We start from the raw sequence: 20,917 nt of genomic DNA, 5'->3' as shown, positions 1-20,917 counted from the left end.
CTATGGCCTATCAGGCCATGGCACGTTGCAACAAATGTGGGAGCGGGCTTGCCCCGCGAAGCGCCGCGCGGGCGGCGCTCGATCTCAAAGGCGCTGAAGATTCCAAGGCATGCGCTTCGCGAAGCGCCGCGCGGGCGGCGCTCGATCTCAAGGGCGCTGAAGATTCCGAGGCAAGCGCGTGGCACCAACCTGTCAGCCCTGTCAGCCAGCGGTCACGCTGCCGACCCGGTACGGGGGCTATAAGTTTGAGTACCGACAAACGTTTCCCATCCCCTTGGCCAAGGTGCCCGCACCGATGCGACGTCCTTCCCGCTCTCTCCTTCTCGCCGGCTTGGCACTACTGGCCCTGGTAGCACTGGCCATCTGGTACGGCCAGCGCCACGAGGCGCCAGCCCCCCGCGCGCAAGCCGCCATCCCGGTGCGCGTGGTCAGTGTCGCCGAGCAGGACGTCCCGCGCTTCGCCAGCGCCATCGGCTCGGTGCTGTCGCTGCACAGCGTCGAGGTTCGCCCGCAGGTCGAGGGAATACTGACCCAGGTATTGGTCAAGGAAGGTCAGTGGGTCAAGCAGGGTGACCTGCTCGCCACCCTCGACGACCGCAGCATCCGTGCCAGCCTCGACCAGGCCCGTGCCCAGCTCGGCCAAAGCCAGGCTCAGATCCAGGTGGCCGGCGTCGACCTCAAGCGCTACCGCCTGCTCAGCACCGATGACGGCATATCCAAGCAGACCCTCGACCAGCAGCAGGCGCTGGTGAACCAATTGCAGGCCACGGTCAAAGGCAACCAGGCCGCCATCGCCAATGCCGAAGTGCAGCTTTCCTACACGCAGATCCGCTCACCGGTCACCGGGCGTGTCGGCATCCGCAATATCGACCCCGGTAACCTGGTACGCATCAGCGATACCCAAGGCCTGTTCAGCGTGACCCAGATCGACCCGATTGCGGTCGAGTTCTCGCTGCCGCAGCAGATGCTGCCCACCCTGCAAACCCTGCTCAAGGCACCCACACCGGCACTGGTGCAGGCCTACATGGACGCCGATGGCGAACGCAACCTGCTCGGTGAGGGCCACCTGGCGCTGATCGACAACCAGATTTCGGCCAACACCGGCACGGTACGGGTCAAGGCCGAGTTCGCCAACAAGGACGGTCGCCTGTGGCCAGGGCAACTGGTGACCCTGCGCTTGCGCACGGCAATTGATGAAAACGCCCTGGTGGTGCCCCCCACGGTGGTGCAGCGCAGCATCGATGGCCACTTCGTCTACCGCGTGGACGGCGACAAGGTGACCAGCGTGCCGGTCAAGGTGCTGTACCAGGACAGCACGCTGAACATCGTCGCCGGGGTCAAGGCCGGTGATCAGTTGGTACTCGATGGCCAGTCGCGGCTCAAGCCCGGCGCCACGATCGAGATCACCCCGGACGCGCCCGCCCCAGCCGAAATGGCCGACCGCAGGAGCCAGCCATGAACACCCGCAACGGCGTTTCGGCCTGGTGCATCGACCACCCCATCGCCACCCTGCTGCTGACCTTCGCCCTGGTGCTGCTGGGCGCCATTGCGTTCCCGCGCCTGCCGGTGGCCCCCCTGCCCGAGGCCGACTTCCCAACCATCCAGGTGACCGCCCAACTGCCTGGTGCCAGCCCCGAGACCATGGCCTCATCGGTGGCCACACCGCTTGAGGTGCAGTTCAGCGCCATCCCCGGCATGACCCAGATGACCAGCAGCAGCGCGCTGGGCTCGACCACGCTGATCCTGCAGTTCACCCTCGACAAGAACATCGACACCGCGGCCCAGGAAGTCCAGGCGGCGATCAACACTGCCACCGCCCGCCTGCCCCAGGACTTGCCCAGCCCGCCCACCTGGCGCAAGGTCAATCCGGCCGACAGCCCGGTGGTGATCCTGACCGTCAGCTCTGCGCAGATGCCCGGCAACGAGCTCAGCGACTACGCCGAAACCCTGCTGGCGCGACAGCTCAGCCAGATCGACGGGGTCGGCCTGGTCAACATCACCGGGCAACTGCGCCCGGCGATACGGGTGCAGGCACAGCCCGAGAAGCTCGCAGCCATCGGCCTGACCTTGGCCGACGTGCGCCAGGCCATCCAGCAGACCAGCCTGAACCTGGCCAAAGGCGCGTTTTATGGCGAGCACAGCGTGTCGACCATCGCCGCCAACGACCAGTTGTTTCACCCCGACGACTACGCACAGCTGATCGTCAGTTACCGCAATGGCGCGCCGGTGCACCTCAAGGACGTGGCCAAGGTGATCAACGGCGCCGAGAATGCCTACGTCAAAGCCTGGTCCGGCGACCAGCCGGGGCTCAACCTGGTGATCTTCCGCCAGCCTGGGGCCAATATCGTCGACACCGTGGACCGGGTGCTCGACGCCCTGCCGCGCCTGCAAGAGATGCTGCCAGCTTCGGTTGAAGTGTCAGTGCTGCAGGACCGCACCCAGACCATCCGCAGCTCCCTGCACGAGGTAGAACTGACCCTGATGATCGCCGTTGCGCTGGTGATTGGGGTAATGGCGCTGTTCCTGCGCCAATGGTCGGCCACCTTCATCGTGTCGAGCGTGCTGGGTGTGTCGTTGATCGCCACCTGCGCACTGATGTACGTGATGGGCTTCAGCCTCAACAACCTGACGCTGGTGGCCATCGTCATCGCAGTAGGCTTCGTGGTGGATGACGCGATTGTGGTGGTCGAGAACATCCACCGCCACCTGGAGGCCGGCGACGACAGCCGCACGGCAGCACTGAAGGGCGCCGGCGAAATCGGCTTCACGGTAGTGTCGATCAGCTTCTCGCTGATCGCCGCGTTCATTCCGCTGCTGTTCATGGGCGGCGTGGTCGGCCGGCTGTTCAAGGAGTTCGCCCTGACGGCCACGGCGACCATCCTGATTTCGGTGGTGGTGTCGTTGACGCTGGCGCCTACCCTTTCGGCACTGCTCATGCGCCGCCCGCCTGGCGAACACGAGGGGGGCTTCGGCCCGCGCCTGCTGGGTTGGTACGAAAAAGGCCTGGACCGCGCACTGGCCCACCGGCGCATGACCCTCGGCGTGTTCGGCATCACTCTGGCGCTGGCAGTCGCCGGCTACGTCGGCATTCCCAAAGGCTTCTTCCCGCTGCAGGACACCGGCTTCATCCTCGGCACCAGCGAAGCTGCCGCGGACGTTTCATACCCGTCGATGATCGAGAAGCACCAGGCGTTGGCCAAGATCATCGGCAACGACCCTGCCGTGCGCGCCTATTCGCACTCGGTCGGGGTCACCGGCAGCAACCAGACCATCGCCAACGGCCGCTTCTGGATCTCGCTGAAACCACGCGGCGAGCGGGATGTGTCGGCAAGCGAATGGATTGACCGCATTCGCCCGCAGCTCGCCCAGGTGCCGGGTATCGTCCTTTACATGCGCGCCGGCCAGGACATCAACCTCAGCTCCGGCCCCTCGCGCACCCAGTACCAGTACGTGCTCAAGAGCAACGACGGCGTCGCGCTCAACCTGTGGACACAGCGCCTGACCGACCGCCTGCGCGAAAACCCGGCGTTGCGCGACCTGTCCAACGACCTGCAACTGGGCGCCAGCGTCACCCGCATCGACATCGACCGCCAGGCTGCGGCGCGTTTCGGCCTGACCACCACCGACGTCGACCAGGCGCTGTACGACGCCTTCGGCCAGCGGCAGATCAGCGAATTCCAGACCGAGACCAACCAGTACAAGGTCATCCTCGAACTGGACGCCCAGCAACGCGGCAAGGCCGAAAGCCTGAACTTCTTCTACCTGCGCTCGCCACTGACCAACGAGATGGTGCCGCTGTCGGCCTTGGCGCATGTCGCGGCGCCCAGCACCGGGCCGCTTTCGATCAGCCATGATGGCTTGTTCCCGGCCGCCAACCTGTCGTTCAACCTGGCCCCCGGCGTAGCCCTGGGCGATGCGGTGCAGATACTCGAGCGCACCCAGCGCGAGCTGGGCATGCCCGACTCCATCGCCGGCAACTTCCAAGGCGCCGCACAAGCGTTTCAGAGCTCGCTGTCGAGCCAGCCGTACCTGATCCTCGCCGCATTGGTTGCGGTCTACATCATCCTCGGCGTGCTCTACGAGAGCTTCGTCCACCCGCTGACCATCATTTCCACCCTGCCCTCCGCCGGCCTGGGCGCGATCATTCTGCTCTGGGCCAGCGGGCAAGACTTCAGCATCATGGGGCTGATCGGCGTGGTGCTGCTGATCGGCATCGTCAAGAAAAACGGCATCCTGCTGATCGACTTCGCCCTCGAAGCCCAGCGCCACCACGGCATGACGCCCGAGCAGGCGATCCGCCAGGCATGCCTGGTGCGCTTCCGCCCGATCATCATGACCACCCTGGCGGCACTGCTGGGCGCGGTGCCGCTGATGTTCGGCTTCGGCACCGGCTCTGAGCTGCGCCAGCCGTTGGGCATCGCGGTGGTCGGCGGGCTGCTGGTGAGCCAGGCCCTGACGCTGTTCACCACCCCGGTCATATACTTGGCCCTGGAGCGCCTGTTCCACCGCCGCCAGGCCGCACCGGCGGCAGCGCCAAGTACCCACTGAGACAAGACCATGCGCGTGCTGATCATCGAAGATGAAGAGAAAACCGCCGACTATCTGCATCGCGGCCTGAGCGAGCAGGGCTTTACCGTTGACCTCGCGCGCGACGGCATCGACGGCCTGCATCTGGCGCTGGAAGGCGACTATGCGGTGATCGTGCTCGATGTGATGCTGCCGGGGCTGGATGGCTATGGCGTGCTGCGCGCGCTGCGGGCCCGCAAGCAGACGCCGGTGATCATGCTCACCGCCCGCGAGCGCGTCGAAGACCGCATCCACGGCCTGCGCGAAGGCGCCGACGACTACCTGGGCAAGCCGTTCTCCTTCCTCGAACTGGTCGCCCGGCTGCAGGCCCTGACCCGCCGCAGCAGCAGCCATGAGCCGCTGCAGGTGCAGGTGGGCGACCTGTGGATCGACCTTATGGCGCGCAAGGCCAGCCGTGCCGGCCAGCGCCTGGAGCTGACCGCCAAGGAGTTCTCGCTGCTCAGCGTGCTGGCCCGGCGCCAGGGCGAAATCCTTTCGAAGACGGCCATCGCCGAGCTGGTCTGGGACATCAATTTCGACAGCGACGCCAATGTCGTCGAAGTGGCGATCAAGCGCCTGCGCGCCAAGCTCGACGGGCCGTTCGACAACAAGCTGCTGCATACCATCCGAGGCATGGGCTATGTCCTGGAAAACCGTGCCGGTTAACTCCATCGCACTGCGCCTGTCGGCGCTGTTCATCCTGGTAGCGCTGGGCGTGTTCCTGCTGATCGGCTCGGCGCTGTACCGCCAGGTCGACCGCAGCCTCGACCTGCTGCCGGCGGCCGAGCTGGATGCGCGCTACAGCGTGCTCGAATCCACCCTCAACCGCTTTGGCACGGCCGAACACTGGGCGAAGGTCAGCAACAAGCTCAACCTGCTCAGCGAAGAAGACAAGCGCATCCGCTTCTGGGTGGTCGGCAGCAACCCGGCCTTCGAATATGGCCACACCAGCGAACGGGTGCGCGCCTTTGCCGAAGGCCCGACGGGCATGCGCGACCTGCACCTGCCCGACCACCTGTACCCCTACAAAGTGCTGGTCAGCGAGCTACCGGCCCTGGGCGAGCGCCCGGCCGTGCGGTTTCTGATCGCCATCGACACCGAAACTTTCTGGCAGGCCCAACACAGCCTGCTGGTGGCCATCGTCGGCTTGGCAGTGCTCGGCGTCCTGCTGGCCTCGATCCTTGGCTACTGGGTAGCCCGCATCGGCCTGCGCCCGCTGCTGGCGCTGTCCAATGAAGCCCAGGCCCTGGCCCCGCCACGCCTGAACGGCCGCTTGCAGACCGTCGACCTGGCACCGGAACTGGCGCAGTTTGCCGGCGCCTTCAATGCCGCGCTGGACCGGGTCAGCCACGCCTATTCGCGTTTGGAGGCCTTCAACGCCGATGTCGCCCACGAACTGCGCTCGCCGCTGACCAACCTGATCGGCCAGACCCAGGTCGCCCTCACCCGTGGCCGCAGCGCCGAACACTATTTCGAAGTGCTGCAGTCGAACCTGGAAGAACTGGAACGCCTGCGCAGCATCATCAACGACATGCTGTTCCTCGCCAGCGCCGACCAAGGCAGCAAGGCCACCGCCCTGACCCAGGCATCACTGGCCGAAGAAGTGGCAACCACCCTCGACTACCTCGACTACATCCTCGAAGACGCCCAGGTCAGCGTCAGCGTCAGCGGCGACGCCCAGGCCCCCATCGAGAAAGCCCAGCTGCGCCGTGCGCTGATCAACTTGCTGAACAACGCCGTGCAGCACACGGCGCCGAACCAGGTGATCCGGGTGCATATCGACAACGGACCGGAGCAGGTGAGCATTGCCGTGAGCAACCCAGGGCCGGCGATCGATGACCAGCACCTGCCGCTGCTGTTCGAGCGGTTCTATCGGGTGGATGCCGCGCGCAGCAACAGTGGTGGCAGCAACCATGGGTTGGGCTTGGCGATCGTCAAGGCGATTGCATTGATGCATGGCGGGGAGGTGTTTGTGCGTAGCGAGGCGGGTGCCAACACGTTCGGTATTCGCCTGCCGAACGCTCAAGCACGCAGGTTAGCGGCAAAAGCCTGAGTATTTCCCCCACAATCGTTACCTTTTGCGCAACAGTGCTTATCGCGCCGGGTGCTGTTTCCCAGGCGCTGAAGAGACTAACTTTAGCCCTGTCCTCATTAGCACTTGCCCGCGCAAGAAGGTAGTTTCAAATGTCCAACAGTATGGGTATTGCCAGCGTTTTCGTTCTGTCTTCCCTGTTGTTGTCGCCCCTGGCCATGGCCGAAGAATCCCCGGCTTTCGTTGCCCGTAATGCAGAACTTGCAGCTGTTCACCAAGAAGCCCGCGAGGCCGTCGCACACCAGGCTGACGCAGGCAAAGACGCAGAACAGACAGCTTCGAAAGTCTCCAGCGACGTTAATGCCGACAGCTGATCGCGCGCCGCTACCGCTCCCGTTTTCCCTCGGCTATGCCATGGGCACCACCGGTGCCGATATGTTAGCCTTTTAAAGCCGCTGCCAATCAGCGGCTTTTTTTATGTGCTTTAACGATCAGCCCGGCCGTTACGTCTCTAACAAGAAAGTTGCACATTCAAAAATAAAAACTGCCACACCGTCAGACCAAAGGAGCTAGTACCGGTGCCTTCCGCGTTCCGTTTTACCCCGTTGTTCATTGCATTGACTGCAACGATGCCCTTCGCCGCCCAGGCAGATGAAGACAAGGCTGATGGCTTCATCGAAGGCTCATCCTTCAACCTGCATTTTCGCAATGCCTACTTCAACCGCAACAACCTCAATGCTGGCGTGCGCGACAAGCGCGAGTGGGGCCAGGGTGCGGTTGCGCGTTTCGAGTCCGGCTACACGCCAGGCGTGGTCGGCTTCGGGCTCGATGCCCACGCTATGCTGGGCCTGAAGCTCGACGGCGGTGGTGGCTATGCCGGCACCAGCATTCTGCCCGAGCACGTGAAAGATGACGGTGAACTGGGCGCGGCCCCGCACTCGTTCTCCACTGCCGGCGCAGCGGTCAAGCTCAAGGCGTTCGACACCGAGCTCAAGGCCGGCGACCTGTTCCTCACCAACCCGGTGATCGCCGGCGGTGAAACCCGCATGCTGCCGCAAACCTTCCGCGGCGTAAGCCTGACCAACACCAGCGTCGATGGCCTACTGCTCGAAGGCGGCCAGGTGAGTTTCACCAAGCCGTACAACCAGAGTGGCCACCGCCGTATCGACACCTATTACGGGTCGCTGGACGAACACGACAAGAGCAAGCACCTGAACTGGGCGGGCGCGTCGTGGAGCGGTACCGAGAACATCACCACCAACCTGTACGCCGCCGAGCTGAAGGACATCTGGAACCAGTATTACGCTGACTTCGACTACACCTACGTGGTCAACGACATGGTCAGCCTGAACCCGGGCGTGCACTTCTACCATACCCAGGACACCGGCCAGGCGCTGCTGGGCAAGATCGACAACAACACCTACAGCCTGCACTTCACCGTCAACGCCGGTTATCACAGCATCACCGCCGCCTACCAGCGCGTCAACGGCGACACGCCGTTCGATTACATCAACCTTGGCGACAGCGTGTACCTGGACAACTCGCGCATGTACTCGGACTTCAACGCACCCAACGAACGTTCGTGGAAGCTGCAATACGAGTACAACTTCGCCGGTGTCGGCGTACCGGGCCTGAGCACCACCGTGTCGTACTCGCGCGGCGAGGCGGACCTGACCAAGGCCGATCAGAACAACACCCACTACGACTACTACCGCGCCGATGGCAAGAACGCCACACACTGGGAGCGTGACCTGGACGTGAAGTACGTGTTCCAGGAAGGCGACTTCAAGGACCTGTCGGTGCTGGTGCGCTACGCCGCCCACCGTGGCAGCCAGGGCTATGCATCGATCGACAGCAACAGCGACAACGACGAACTGCGGGTGATCGTCGATTACCCGCTGAACGTGTTCTGATCTGAGATCGCAGGCGGGGGCTTTGCCCCCGTTTCGCCGGCAAGCCAGCGCCCACCGGGCCAGCGGCGGCCTGCGATCAGCGCGATTCCGTCGGACAAATCTTGTCCGACAATCACCACTTCCCTAGAATGTCGCCCGCCGCAAATGGCCCTGCCTCAGCAGTAGCGCGCATGCCCACTCGATTACCGCGTCTCGCACTCTACAGGTCGCACCCCGAGCTGATCCTCAACCTGGGCAGTTGCCTCGCCGTGCTCGCTATCGTGGCCATCGTCAGCTACCTGCTGGCACGCGAGCGCGACAGTGTCGAGCAGTCGGCCATCCGCGCTTCGAACAACATTGTCCAGCTGATCGAAAGCGATATCTTGCGCAATGCCGAGCTTTACGATCAGTCCTTGCAGGGTTTGATCTGGGCGGTCGGGCGCAAGGAACTGCCGGAAATACCCGGCCCATTGCGCCAGCGCCTTTTGTTCAATGAAGCCTTCGTGGACAAGAAGCGCGGCGACGTGCTGTGGCTCGACAAGCAAGGCGACGTGGTGGGCGACTCCACCAGCAGCGTGCCGCGCAAGGCCAACTTCGCCGACACCGGGGTGTTCCAGGCGCACCTGCACAACCCCAACCTCGGCCTGCTGGTCGGCCCGCCGTTCAGGGCCAGGCTTGGCGACCTGGACTGGTGCATCAGCTTCAGCCGGCGTATCTCCGGTGCCAACGGCGAATTCGCCGGGCTGGCCGCAGGCGCATTGCGGTTGTCCTATTTCAGCGAGCTGTTTCAACGCCTGGACATCGGCCAGGAGAGCAGCATCAACCTGTTCAACACCAGCGGCCAGTTGCTCGCCCGCCAACCCTCGCGCGCACAAGACCCGATGATCGGCAGCAACTACAGCGAGCGGCCGAATTTCAAGCGCGTGCTCAACGAACACAGCGGCAGCTTCACCGCGCGTTCGAGCAACAGCAGAACCCAGCGCGTCTATACGTTTTCCCGCGTTGCCGACCTGCCGCTGATCGTGATGGTGGTTCACTCCGCCGATGAGGTGTTCGAATCCTGGCGGCGCACGGCGATTCTGGTCAGCGTAGCCACAGGCGTGCTGTGCATTGGCATTCTCTGGCTGAGCCTACTGCTGGGCCGCGAGCTGCGCCGCCGCCATGAAGCGGAACAGGGCCTCGCTACCCTGGCCGCCACCGACAGCCTGACCGGCTTGGCCAACCGCCGTCGGCTCGACCATGTACTGCGCCTGGAATGGGCGCGCGCGCAACGCAACCGCAAGCCCTTGGCGGTGCTGATGGTGGATATCGATCATTTCAAGGCGTTCAACCAGCGCCATGGCCACGCTGGTGGTGACCACGCGTTGCGCGAAGTGGCCAAGGCAATCGAACACTGCATACGGCGCCCGGCGGACCTGGCAGCACGCTACGGTGGGGAGGAGTTTCAGGTGATATTGCCGGAGACTGAAGCGGCCGGCGCGCTACTGCTGGCGGAGCGTATTCGTGCCAGCGTGGAGGACTTGGCGCCGTTTGCCGATGATGCCCGTTCGGTCACCGTGAGTATCGGCATTGGCGTCTACATCCCTGGCACTCAACACGACCTGGCCAGGGTGTTGAGTGCCGCGGACGAAGCCCTCTACCGGGCCAAGGCCAATGGCCGCAACCGGGTAGAGGGCCCTGCTGATTAGGAGCGGGCGCGTGCGGCGTTGCGCAGTGCCTTCACCTGGTCATGGTTGCGTTGTACGCCTTGCAGCTGTTTCTCTACCACCGCATAGCTTGGGTCAGACACCGAGCGGCCCAGCTTGACCAGTTTCTCGCGGGCTTCCTTGTAGGCTTTGAGGGCATGGTCCTCACCGCGCTCAACTTCGTTGAGCACCGCTTCTTCGTCCTTGCCGGTAACCATCGACTTGAGGTTGACCCAGCCACGGTGCAGATCACCGCTGATGCTGGTGGAGGTTTCCGGGTCACCGCCCAGGCGACGCACTTCACTCTGCAGTTCGCCTGCAGCATTGGCGCATTCGCCGGCACGCTGCACGAAGAACGCTTTCAGCTCGGGGTTTTTCACGTCATCGGCCGAAGCCTTGAAACCCTTCTCGCCGTCCTTGCTGTACTCGATCAGGTCGTTGAGTACGTCGATCACGTCTTTGTTGGGATTGCTCATGGCGAAACTCCTTGGCAGGTGATAGTCATGTAAACAGGAGCAGCCTTCGTGCCAAATTCTTAAATTAAAAATAACCTTTATAAATCAATGGCTTGCAGGTAAAAGCCCAAGGTCGGAAAACGGTGTTCTGCATGATTGCCGCTTGGGCGCTCGTGCAGATTGCAGTATGGTCGGCGCACTTCCATTGCCAGGCGCTGCCGATGAAACCGGAAACACTCGAACTCTTGGTCATCCGCACCATGCCCTTCGGCAAGTATCAGGGGCGGATCATTGCCGACCTGCCGGGTGACTACCTGGCATGGTTCGCCCGCAAGGGATTCCCGGCGGGTGAGCTAGGTGGGTTGTTGGCCTTGATGCACGAAGTGGATCACAACGGGCTGGGGGATTTGCTGGTGCCGTTGCGGCACAAGCATAGGCGGTAGCGGGCACCTGTTTCGGCCCTATCGCCGGCAAGCCGACTCCCACAGATACGCCACCTGCCTAAAGAACAGTGGGTAACTGTGTGGGAGCCGGCTTGCCGGCGATGAGGCCAGTGGTACCCCTAGACTGCTTCAGCCCTTGACCGGCGCCACCGCCAGCTCAACCTGCTCACTTTTCTTGATAACCGCATACACCACAGCCGTCACCAGGCTGCCCGCGACGATCGCCAGCAGGTACAGCAACGCATGGTTGATGGCGTTGGGGATCAACAGCACGAACAAGCCGCCATGCGGCGCCATCAGCTTGCAGCCGAAATACATCGACAGTGCGCCGGTCAACGCGCCACCGGCGATGCTCGCCGGGATCACCCGCAACGGGTCTTTTGCGGCGAAGGGGATTGCCCCTTCCGAGATAAAGCACAGCCCCAGCGCCAATGCCGCCTTGCCTGCCTCGCGCTCGCTCTGGGCGAACTTGCGGCGGGCCAGGAAGGTGGCGATACCCAGGCCGATTGGCGGCACCATACCCGCAGCCATGGTCGCCGCCATCGGCGCGTAGCTCGATGATGCCAGCAGCCCGACCGAAAACGCATAGGCTGCCTTGTTGATCGGCCCGCCCAGGTCAACGCACATCATGCCGCCCAACAGCAGCCCGAGAAGGATGGCGTTGGTCGTGCCCATGCTGTCGAGAAACTGGGTGAGGCCTACGAGCATGGCCGCCACCGGCTGGCCAACCACGTAGATCATCACAAGGCCCGTGAACAGGCTGGCCAGCAGCGGAATGATCAGGATCGGCTTGAGTGCCTCGAGGCTGCTCGGCAAGCGCGCCCAGCGGGCGATCGCCTTGGCGCTGTAGCCGGCCAGAAAGCCCGCGACGATACCGCCGATGAAGCCAGCCCCCAAGGTGCTGGCCAGCAGGCCACCGATCATGCCCGGGGCCAGGCCCGGGCGGTCGGCGATGGACCAGGCGATGTAACCTGCCAGCAGCGGCACCATCAGCTTGAATGCCGCCTCCCCGCCGATCTGCATCAGCGCGGCCGGCAAGGTGCCCGGCTCCTTGTAGGCTTCGATACCGAATACGAACGACAAGGCGATCAGCAAGCCGCCCGCCACCACCATCGGCAACATGAACGAAACGCCGGTCAGCAAGTGTTTGTACACACCGGTCTTCTCAGGCTTGCCAGCGCTGTTAGCGGCCGCGCTATCACCTGCGCTTTCCACCTTGGCCTCGGCCAGGGCCTTGTCCAGCGTGGCACGCGCCTGCTTGAGGGCGATGCCGGTGCCGCAGCGGTAGATGCGTTTACCGGTAAAACGGGCAGTGGGCACTTCGATATCGGCCGCCAGCAGCACCACGTCGGCTTCAGCGATGGCCTGCGCCGACAGCGGGTTGCGTGCGCCGACCGAGCCTTGGGTCTCGACAGTGAGCTGGTAGCCCAGCTGTTGCGCAGCCTGCTGCAAGGCCTCGGCGGCCATGAACGTGTGCGCGACGCCGGTCGGGCATGCGGTGACCGCGACGACCTTGACCCCAGCCGTGGCCAGCGGCGGCTCGGCGAGATCGGTATCTGCCTGTACCTGGGCCTTGGCAGCTGCCTCGTCGAGGAAGCCTTCACGGTCGGCCAGCGCTTGCGACGGAGTGCTCTGGTACAGGCGCTTGCCGGTAAAACGGACCAGGTCCACCGGGCCGGTGCTGATTACCAGCACCCAGTCGGCATCGGCGATCTGCGCGGGCGTCAGCTGCCGTTCGGGATGCTCGGCATCCTGCACTTCCACGCTCGTGCTCCAGCCACGGCGCTGGGCCGCAGCCGCCAGCAGGCGGGCACTCAGCACGCTGGACACCTGGCCGTTGGGGCAGGCGGTGACAATGGCAATGTTCATCGGCAACCCTCTTGTTGTTCTGTCAGTTGCACGGCGGCTTCCAGCCGCGCCAATTGTTCGCGGTCGCGGATGCCGAAGCCGACCTGGGTCACGGCCTGGGCGGCGATGGCGGTGGCGCGGCGCAGGGTTTGTGCAGGCGCTTCGGCCAGCAACAGGCCGTGGACCATACCCGCCACCAGCGAGTCGCCCGCCCCCACGGTACTGGCGACCCGCACCTGCGGCGGCTGGGCGTGCAGCGCCTGGGCAGCGGCGAACCAGCTGACGCCCTGCTCGCCGGCAGACACCACCACGTGCTCGACCCCGGTGGCCAGCAGTTGCTGTGCGGCTGCCAGTTGTTCGGCTGGGCTGGCGACAGCGACGCCCAGCACCTCGCCCAACTCTTCGGTATTCGGCTTGACCAGCCAAGGGGCGCTCTGCAGGCCGGCACGCAGGGCCTCCCCACTGCTGTCGAGGGCAACCTTGAGGCCTTGGGCCTTCAACTGCCCGAGCAACTGACGAAACCACTCGGGGCTCACCCCGCGCGGCAGGCTGCCGGCCACCACCACCGCATCATGCCCGGGGGCTACCTGCGCCAGCAGGCGTGCCAGGGCGGCGCGGCCAGCTTCATCAACGTCTGGGCCTTGCCCGTTTATATCGGTCACGCGGCCATCCGCCTCGACCAGTTTGAGGTTGCTGCGGGTTTCGCCCGGCACCCGGACGAAACAGTCGGCAAAGCCGCGCCATGCGATGAGCGCTTCGAACGGCTGCAGGTTGTCCTGGCCAAGGAAGCCGGCGACGGTCACTTCATGCCCCAGGTCGGCCAGCACCTGGGCGACATTCAAGCCCTTGCCTGCGGCATGGCTGTGCTGCTCCTGGGCACGGTTGACGTGCCCAGGGCGCAGGGCGTCGAGGCTGACGGTGATGTCCAGCGCCGGGTTCAGGGTAAGGGTAAGGATCTTGGCCATTCAGTAACGCTCCACCAGCGCGCGAACCGCCGCGGCACTGTCCTGTTGCAGGGCCTCGCGCGCCAGAGCGCGGGCCGTCTGATATTCCGCCTGGCGCACCAAGGCTTTGACTTCGGCAATGCTGCGGGCAGCCACGCTGAGCTCATCGACATCCAGGCCCAGCAGCACCGCCACCGCCTGCGGGTCGGCGGCCAGTTCACCGCACACGCCCACCCACTTGCCCTCGGCATGGGCGGCGCGCACGGTCATGTCGATCAGGTTCAGCACCGCAGGGTGCAGGCCGTCGGCCTGGGCCGACAGGCTCGGGTGGCCGCGGTCGATGGCCAGGGTGTACTGGGTCAGGTCGTTGGTGCCGATGCTGAAGAAGTCCACTTCGCGTGCCAGCTGCGGCGCCAGCAAGGCGGCGGACGGCACTTCGACCATGATGCCGAGTTGCAGGTCGGCGACCGGGATTTCCTCGCGCAGGCGCTCGACCATTGCCCGCGCCTCACGCCATTCATGCACTTGGCCGACCATGGGGAACATGATCCGCAATGGCCGTTGATCGGCGGCGCGCAGCAGGGCGCGCAACTGGTCTTCCATGATCTGCGGGCGCTGCAGGGTCAGGCGCACGCCACGCACACCGAGGAAGGGGTTTTCCTCGGCGGCGATCGGCCAGTAAGGCAACGGCTTGTCGCCACCCACATCGAGGGTACGCACCACCAACGGCCGGCCGCCCAGGCCGTCGAGCACCCGCCGGTACTCGGCTTCCTGGGTGGCAACGTCGGGCGCCTGTGGGTGGGCCATGAAGATCAGCTCGGTGCGCAGCAGGCCGACGCCTTCGGCTCCCTGCTCCACCACCTTGTCGATGCCGCTGCTCTCGCCGATGTTGGCGAACACCTCGATGGCATGGCCATCGCGGCTGACCGCCGGTTCGTGGCGTTGGGCCCAGGCGGCCTGCAGGCGCTGTTCGCGCTGGTCGCGCTCGGCCAGGGCACGTTGCAACTCGTCCGCCGCTGGCGCAACGCTGACCGCACCACGCTGGCCGTCGAGCAGCAGTGGCGTGCCCGGCTCCAGCAGCAAGATCCCGGCGCCAGCGCCGACCACTGCGGGGATGCCCAGGGCCCGCGCGACGATCGCGCTGTGCGCCGTGGCGCCGCCATAAGCGGTGACGATACCGGCGACCCGCGCCGGATCCAGCCGGGCGACATCGGAAGGCCCGACCTCGCCCATCACCAGCACGTAAGGTTGCTCGGGCTCGGCCTGAGCCTGCACACCGCACAGCTGCGCCAGCACCCGGCGGCCGATGTCGCGCAGGTCGGCAGCACGCTCGGCAAGCAGCGCATCGTGCAGCGCTTCCTGCTGGCGCGCTGCCGCCTCGATGACGGCCATCCACGCAGCCGCAGCGCTCTCGCCCTGGGCCAGGCGCGGCTCGACGTCGTCGGCCAGCGCCGGGTCGGCGAGCATTTCCTGATGAGTGACGAAAATCTCGCCGATGGCCTTGTCGCTGCGCTGTACCAAGGCCTGCAGCTCGGCATTCACCGCCTCCAGCGCATGGCGCAGCTTGAGCCGCTCCTGGGTCGGCGATTCGCCTCGCAACGGGTAGTCGATGTCACGCTCGACACTGACATGCGCCGGCCCACTGGCAATCCCCGGGGCGGCAGCCACGGCCTGGATACGGCTGCCTGCGGCAGGCGCCTGAAGCACCTCGACAGGCATGGCGGCAACCGGCGCAGCGGTTTTCGGCAAGGGTTCGACTTCCTCGCCCAGGCCTTGCTCGATGGCTGCCAGCAAGGCCGGCAGGGCATCGCTGGCAATAGCAGGCTCGGCGAGCAGTTCCAGTTCCTGGCCACGGCGTGCACCCAGGCTCAGCAGCTTGCTGAGGCTCTTGACCGAGACTGCCGGCTGCGCGCTGTCCAGCACGCGTATGCGGATATCGCCCTCAAAACCTTTGGCGAGCTGCGCAAGGATCTTCGCCGGGCGGGCATGCAGGCCATGCGGGTTGGCCAGTACGATGCGCACGCTGGGCCAGTCGGGAGCAGCCTCACCACCCAGCACTTCAAGGACCGCACGGCTGCTGGTGGCCTGGTAGAGCGTCTGCCCGCGCCCTTCTATCAGCACTTCGCACAGGCGCTCCAACAGCGCCTGGTGAGCGGCACCTAGGCTGGCCAGGCAGAACAGGCCGTTGAGGGGCTGGTCGCGATAACGCAGCGGCTGCTGCGGGGTGATGAAAGCCAGGCCAGGCTGACGGACCTGGCGCTCACTGTGCAGCCACCACAGGCCTTCGCCCAGAGGCAGTGGCTCGGCCTGTTGCAGCACGGCAGCAAAACCACTGTCGACGCAACCCGCGCGCTGCAACAGCCGGGCACCGCGCCAGGCGAGCTCGTCGAAATCTTCGGCGGGCAGGTTCAGGCCTACCAGCTGGGCATCGAGCGCCAGCGCCTGTGGCGCGCCTTGAAGCAGTTTGAGCAGCGCTTCGGCGGAGCTAGCGCGGCGCAGGGCCTCGGCCAGGTCGGTCTCGCCGAGGGCGCGGGTCAGCAACTGCAGCAGGCGCAAGTGTTCGTCGGAGCGTGCGGCAATACCGATGGCCAGGTAGACGACCTGGCCATCGCCCCAGTCCACACCGTCGGGGAACTGCAACAAGCGCACGCCCGTCGCATAGACCAAGTCGCGGGTCTGTGGGGTGCCGTGGGGGATGGCGATGCCCTGGCCAAGGAACGTCGAGCCTTGCGCCTCGCGCGCCTGCAAACCTTGCAAATACCCCTCGGCAACCAGGCCGTCGGCAACCAGTCGGTCGGCCAGCAGGCGCAATGCCTCGGCCTTGTCGGCGGCCGTCTGGCCCATGGCTATCTGCTCATTGGCGAGCTCGAGCATGACCTTCTCCTTTTGCAGCCCCGGTGTGCGCTTTTGCGCCGGGTACTGAGGTATTGTTGTGAAATTCACGTAGTCAGCCAGTTCAACGGCCTTGCACAAACGGCCATCGAGGCAGAAAAATTACTAGCTGAAACGTTTAATCTGACCAAGCGGCCACGTTACTCGATAATCTTCCGGGGAAAAAGCCCCATCCTGTCGGACAATTGCGACAATGGTCGTCTGCGCGTGGCGGCCAGCCCGGGTCAAACTACGTGGTCTGGTTGTACAGCCAGCCCCGGTAATAACAAGGAAAATTCGGTGAAACTCAGTGATATCGCCCGTCTGGCCGGTGTGTCCGTGACCACTGCCAGTTACGTCATCAATGGCAAGGCCGAGCAGCAGCGCATCAGCAACAGCACCGTCGAGCGCGTGCGTGCGGTGGTCGAGGCCCATGGCTTCACGCCCAACCCGCAAGCGGCGGGCCTGCGCAGCCGGCACACGCGCACATTGGGCTTCATTCTCCCGGATCTGGAGAACCCCAGCTACGCACGCATCGCCAAGCAGCTGGAACAAGGCGCCCGCGCCCGTGGCTATCAGCTGCTGATCGCCAGCAGCGATGACCAGCCCGACAGCGAGCGCAAGTTGCAGCAGCTGTTCCGTGCCCGCCGTTGCGATGCCCTGTTCGTCGCCAGCTGCCTGCCACCAGAGGATGACAGCTACCGTGAGCTGCAGGACAACGGCTTGCCGGTGATCGCCATCGACCGGCGCCTAAACCCGGCCCATTTCTGTTCGGTCATCAGCGACGACCGCGATGCCAGCCGCCAGTTGGCCGACAGCCTGCTGGCCACCGCACCACATAGCATCGCCCTGATCGGTGCACGCCCCGAACTGTCGGTCAGCCAGGCCCGCGCCGGTGGTTTTGAAGAAGCGGTGCAAGGCTTCGCGGGCGATGTCCGTCGTTATCAAGGCGAGGCGTTCAGCCGCGAGTGCGGCCAGCGCCTGATGCAGCAACTGATCGACGAACTGGGCGGCCTGCCGGATGCCCTGGTGACCACGTCCTATGTGCTGCTGCAGGGCGTGTTCGACACACTGCAAGCGCGCCCGGCCGATTCCCGCCAGCTGCAGTTGGGCACCTTCGGTGACAACCAGTTGCTGGACTTCTTGCCGCTGCCGGTCAACGCCATGGCCCAGCAACACGGCCTGATCGCCGCTACCGCCCTGGAACTGGCCCTGGCCGCGATCGAAGACAAGCGCTACGAACCCGGCGTGCATGCCATCGGTCGCACTTTCAAGCAACGCATTCCGGCGGCCTGAACATGCGCCTGATCGACACCCACACCCACCTGGACTTCCCCGACTTCGACGCCGACCGCCCGCGCCTCATGGCCAACGCGGCGGCGCGCGGGGTGGAGCGTATGGTGGTGTTGGGTGTGTATCAGGCGAATTTCCAGCGGGTCTGGGACCTGGCCTGCAGCGATGCGCGCATTCATGCCGCGCTGGGGCTGCACCCGATCTACCTGGACCAGCATCGCCCCGAGCACCTGGTGCAATTGCGCGAGTGGCTCGAACGCCTGCGCGGTGACCCGCGGTTGTGCGCCGTGGGCGAGTTCGGCCTGGACTACTACGTCGAAACGCTGGACCAGCAGCGCCAGCAGGTGCTGTTCGAAGCACAGTTGCAGATGGCCTGTGATTTCGAACTGCCCGCCCTGCTGCACGTGCGCCGCAGCCATGCCCAGGTGATTGCCACGCTCAAGCGCTACAAGCCGGCAAGGGCGGGGATCATTCACGCCTTCGCCGGCAGTTATGAAGAAGCGCGCGAGTACATCAAGCTCGGTTTTCGCCTTGGCCTTGGCGGCGCAGGGACATGGCCGCAAGCCTTGCGCTTGCGCAAGACCCTGCCGCGCTTGCCGCTGGAAAGCATCGTGCTGGAGACCGATTCACCGGACATGGCGCCGGTGATGTTTGCCGGCGAGCGCAACAGCCCCGAGCATCTGCCCGAGATCGCCCAGGCATTGGCCGAGGTGATCGGCATCGAGGTGGAACTGTTGGCTGAGGCCACTAGCAAGAATGCCTGTGAGTTGTTTGGTTGGTAGTGCGGGCCTATTCACGGAACAAGCCCGCCCCCACATTACTCAATGTCTGACTAAACCCTGAACGCCCCGATCAACCGCTTCAACTCCATCACCTGCCCCGACAATGCCCGGCTGGCATCCTCGGTCTGGCAAGCCCCTTGGGTAGTGTCCTGCGCCGCCCGGTTGATCGCGACGATGTTCTGGTCGATGTCATGCGCCACCGCCGTCTGCTGCTCGACCGCTGCAGCGATCTGCTGGTTCTGCTCGACGATGCCTTCGACCGCACCCAGGATGTTGCCCAGCGCCTGCTGCACCTGCCGCGCTTCATCGACCGTACCTGCAGCCATCTGATGGCTACTGCCCATGGCCCGTACCGCCGCGCCGACGCCGTCCTGCAAACGTTGGATCATCAGCGCGATCTGCGCGGTGGAATCCTGGGTGCGCCTGGCCAGGGTACGCACTTCGTCGGCGACCACGGCAAACCCACGCCCTTGCTCACCGGCCCGCGCCGCCTCGATGGCGGCGTTGAGCGCCAGCAGGTTGGTCTGCTCGGCGATGCTGCGGATCACCTCCAGTACCTGGCCAATCGCCCGGCTGTCATCTGCCAGCTGATTGATCGCCAGCACAGTCTGGTCGATTTCTGCGGCCAGGCGGCCGATGCTGCCTTGCTGGCTTTCCACCAGCGTGCGGCCATTGGCGCTCTCGCGATTGACCTGCTGCGCGCCATCGGCGGCCAAGGCAGCGCTGCGTGCCACTTCCTGCGCGGTGGCGCTCATCTGGTTCATCGCCGTGGCGACCTGTTCGATTTGTTCGCGCTGGCCGCTGACGGCCTGATTGCTGCGCGCCGACACCGCCAGCACTTGACCGGCCTGCTCCTCGACTGCCACCACGGTGTGGCCGACCTGGTCAATCAGGCTGCGGATACGGCGTACGGTTTCGCTGAAGCCTTGGGCCAATTCACCGAGTTCGTCGCGGCTGTGGGCCTGGAAGCTGATGGTCATGTCACCCGCCGCCACCTTGTCCATCGCGCCACTCAGCCTGCGTAAAGTCGTCCGGGTTGATACGTAGAAGCCGCCATACAGGTAGAGAATCAGCGCGAATACGCCGGCCAGCACTGCACCCAAGGCGAGCATGCGCAGGTGCTCCTGGGCCAGGCGCGCCTGCAACTGCTCCTGCAGATACCCAACAATCGCCTCATTCAATCGATAGGTGCCGGCGATCAACGCGCTGGCCTGTTGATAAAATTCAGGCCAAGGCGCATCCAGGGTTTGCGCTACCACCACCTGCTCTTCAAATAACGCAGCCGCTTGCTTGACCGAAACCCTGCTCGCCTCTGCCACATCCGCCAGGCTTTTTCTGAGCTCTGAATCACTGGCCAGGGCGTCATCCACACGTAGCCCATAGTCGGCTGCCAACCGCTCCAGCCGTTGCAGCAGGTCTTCGAAGCGGGCGCTACCGGACGAGTCAATGAAGCCTCTGCCGAGCGCAATGGCGCCCATCGCCCGGCCCTCGCCCAAGGCCTGGGTGACCTGGGCTGTGGCAGTGCCCAGCAACTCGCTCAGCTGGCGCAGCGAAGCCTGGCTGTCCTGGCTCAAACCGGATTGGCTCGCGATCAGCTTGTTAAGCACCTGGGCTTGAGTCAGCAACCGCTCGACCAGGGCGACCTTGTTCTGCAAGGACGATTCGGCCGCGGCGATGGCGAAGGCTCCCGCCAGCTCTTCGAGCTTGGCCTGGGGAACGGAGTCATGGCCGTGCAATGCCTGCAACTGCGCCTGGGCCTTGGCCTGCAGCGTGGCAATGCGAGCTTCCAGGTCACCGGCCTGGCTCGACTGGCCGAGCACGGCGTTGATCTGCAGGAGATTGCCGAGGGTTTCCAGGTCTGCCCGCAATGCCAGGCTGGCCCTGAGCGGGTCAATGGCCTGCAATTCGGCACAGGTGGCCTGGTACTGCTGATACGCGTCGCGCATCAGGTAGCTGCTGGTGACCAGCATCGGCAGGAAAAACAGGGCGCTGATGAGGCTGAACTTCTGGCCGAAGCTCAGCCGGTTCATCAGTGCGATAGCCGGGTAGAGCAAACGCTTCACTGGCACCTCCGTGGATTCTTTTTGTTCTGCGAGGGGTAGCACT

Annotated in this window: 15 protein-coding genes and 1 pseudogene; 10 read left to right on the top strand and 6 right to left on the bottom strand. The window is 64.7% G+C overall.

The genetic code is table 11. From position 1 onward, the window contains the following. Positions 1-295: 295 nt before the first annotated feature. The 7 genes from ACFY68_RS16435 (at position 296) to ACFY68_RS16405 (ending at position 10,178) form a co-directional block, all read left to right on the top strand. Positions 296-1,459, top strand: a complete 1,164-nt coding sequence (locus ACFY68_RS16435; RefSeq protein WP_387529216.1) for an efflux RND transporter periplasmic adaptor subunit — start codon at positions 296-298, stop codon at positions 1,457-1,459. Next, positions 1,456-4,548, top strand: a complete 3,093-nt coding sequence (locus tag ACFY68_RS16430) for a multidrug efflux RND transporter permease subunit (protein WP_387529213.1) — start codon at positions 1,456-1,458, stop codon at positions 4,546-4,548. Before ACFY68_RS16435 ends, ACFY68_RS16430 begins: the two co-directional genes overlap by 4 nt. Before the next feature lie 9 nt (positions 4,549-4,557). Further along, positions 4,558-5,232 carry a heavy metal response regulator transcription factor gene (locus tag ACFY68_RS16425; protein ID WP_346614959.1) on the top strand — a complete coding sequence of 225 codons (675 nt, stop codon included), beginning with the start codon at positions 4,558-4,560 and terminating at the stop codon, positions 5,230-5,232. Then, the gene (locus ACFY68_RS16420; protein WP_387529209.1) at positions 5,207-6,619 is read left to right on the top strand and encodes a heavy metal sensor histidine kinase; all 1,413 of its coding nucleotides are present in this window, start codon (positions 5,207-5,209) and stop codon (positions 6,617-6,619) included. Before ACFY68_RS16425 ends, ACFY68_RS16420 begins: the two co-directional genes overlap by 26 nt. A 131-nt stretch (positions 6,620-6,750) precedes the next feature. Then, positions 6,751-6,972, top strand: coding sequence for a hypothetical protein (locus tag ACFY68_RS16415; RefSeq protein WP_346614957.1), 222 nt, complete (start codon positions 6,751-6,753; stop codon positions 6,970-6,972). A gap of 204 nt (positions 6,973-7,176) precedes the next feature. Continuing rightward, the gene (locus tag ACFY68_RS16410) at positions 7,177-8,511 is read left to right on the top strand and encodes an OprD family porin (protein WP_387529205.1); all 1,335 of its coding nucleotides are present in this window, start codon (positions 7,177-7,179) and stop codon (positions 8,509-8,511) included. Positions 8,512-8,681: 170 nt separating this feature from the next. After that, a complete protein-coding gene (locus ACFY68_RS16405; protein ID WP_387529202.1) occupies positions 8,682-10,178 on the top strand; it encodes a diguanylate cyclase in 1,497 nt (498 codons plus the stop codon). Here the strand turns inward: ACFY68_RS16405 and ACFY68_RS16400 are convergent. Continuing rightward, positions 10,175-10,651, bottom strand: a complete 477-nt coding sequence (locus tag ACFY68_RS16400) for a PA2169 family four-helix-bundle protein (RefSeq protein WP_346614954.1) — start codon at positions 10,649-10,651, stop codon at positions 10,175-10,177. The two genes, ACFY68_RS16405 and ACFY68_RS16400, sit on opposite strands and share 4 nt — an antisense overlap. 200 nt (positions 10,652-10,851) lie before the next feature. Between ACFY68_RS16400 and ACFY68_RS16395 the strand changes: the two genes are divergently transcribed. Then, positions 10,852-11,073, top strand: a complete 222-nt coding sequence (locus ACFY68_RS16395) for a DUF3820 family protein (protein WP_387529225.1) — start codon at positions 10,852-10,854, stop codon at positions 11,071-11,073. A 129-nt stretch (positions 11,074-11,202) separates the two neighbouring features. On the opposite strand, the gene ACFY68_RS16390 is transcribed toward ACFY68_RS16395, so the two are convergent. The 3 genes from ACFY68_RS16390 to ptsP are packed head-to-tail and all read right to left on the bottom strand — an operon-like array spanning position 11,203 to position 16,739. Beyond that, entirely contained in the window at positions 11,203-12,942 is a 1,740-nt protein-coding gene (locus ACFY68_RS16390) for a PTS fructose-like transporter subunit IIB (protein ID WP_387529199.1), read from the bottom strand. Continuing rightward, positions 12,939-13,886 carry a 1-phosphofructokinase gene (gene pfkB / locus ACFY68_RS16385; RefSeq protein ID WP_387529196.1) on the bottom strand — a complete coding sequence of 316 codons (948 nt, stop codon included), beginning with the start codon at positions 13,884-13,886 and terminating at the stop codon, positions 12,939-12,941. Before pfkB ends, ACFY68_RS16390 begins: the two co-directional genes overlap by 4 nt. After that, positions 13,887-16,739 (bottom strand): phosphoenolpyruvate--protein phosphotransferase, encoded by a 2,853-nt coding sequence (gene ptsP, locus ACFY68_RS16380; RefSeq protein ID WP_387529193.1) that lies wholly within the window; start codon positions 16,737-16,739, stop codon positions 13,887-13,889. It abuts the gene before it with no gap. A 297-nt stretch (positions 16,740-17,036) separates the two neighbouring features. Here ptsP and cra point away from each other — a divergent pair, with 297 nt between their 5' ends. Together cra and ACFY68_RS16370 are read left to right on the top strand one after the other, a co-directional pair. Continuing rightward, entirely contained in the window at positions 17,037-18,032 is a 996-nt protein-coding gene (gene cra / locus ACFY68_RS16375) for a catabolite repressor/activator (RefSeq protein WP_387529190.1), read from the top strand. A gap of 2 nt (positions 18,033-18,034) precedes the next feature. Then, positions 18,035-18,811: a TatD family hydrolase gene (locus ACFY68_RS16370; RefSeq protein WP_387529187.1), complete on the top strand. Its 777-nt coding sequence runs from the start codon at positions 18,035-18,037 to the stop codon at positions 18,809-18,811. Between the two features lie 50 nt (positions 18,812-18,861). Here the strand turns inward: ACFY68_RS16370 and ACFY68_RS16365 are convergent, their stop codons facing one another. After that, positions 18,862-19,566: a methyl-accepting chemotaxis protein gene (locus ACFY68_RS16365; RefSeq protein WP_387529222.1), complete on the bottom strand. Its 705-nt coding sequence runs from the start codon at positions 19,564-19,566 to the stop codon at positions 18,862-18,864. A 153-nt stretch (positions 19,567-19,719) separates the two neighbouring features. Then, positions 19,720-19,923 (bottom strand): annotated as a pseudogene (locus tag ACFY68_RS16360) (HAMP domain-containing protein); the annotation flags it as partial. Positions 19,924-20,917 lie beyond the last annotated feature (994 nt).

This window comes from Pseudomonas sp. NPDC012596, assembly GCF_042902325.1.
Lineage (GTDB): Bacteria > Pseudomonadota > Gammaproteobacteria > Pseudomonadales > Pseudomonadaceae > Aquipseudomonas.
Note: the sequence above shows the minus strand (reverse complement) of the source record. Positions and strands in the feature narration are given on the sequence as shown.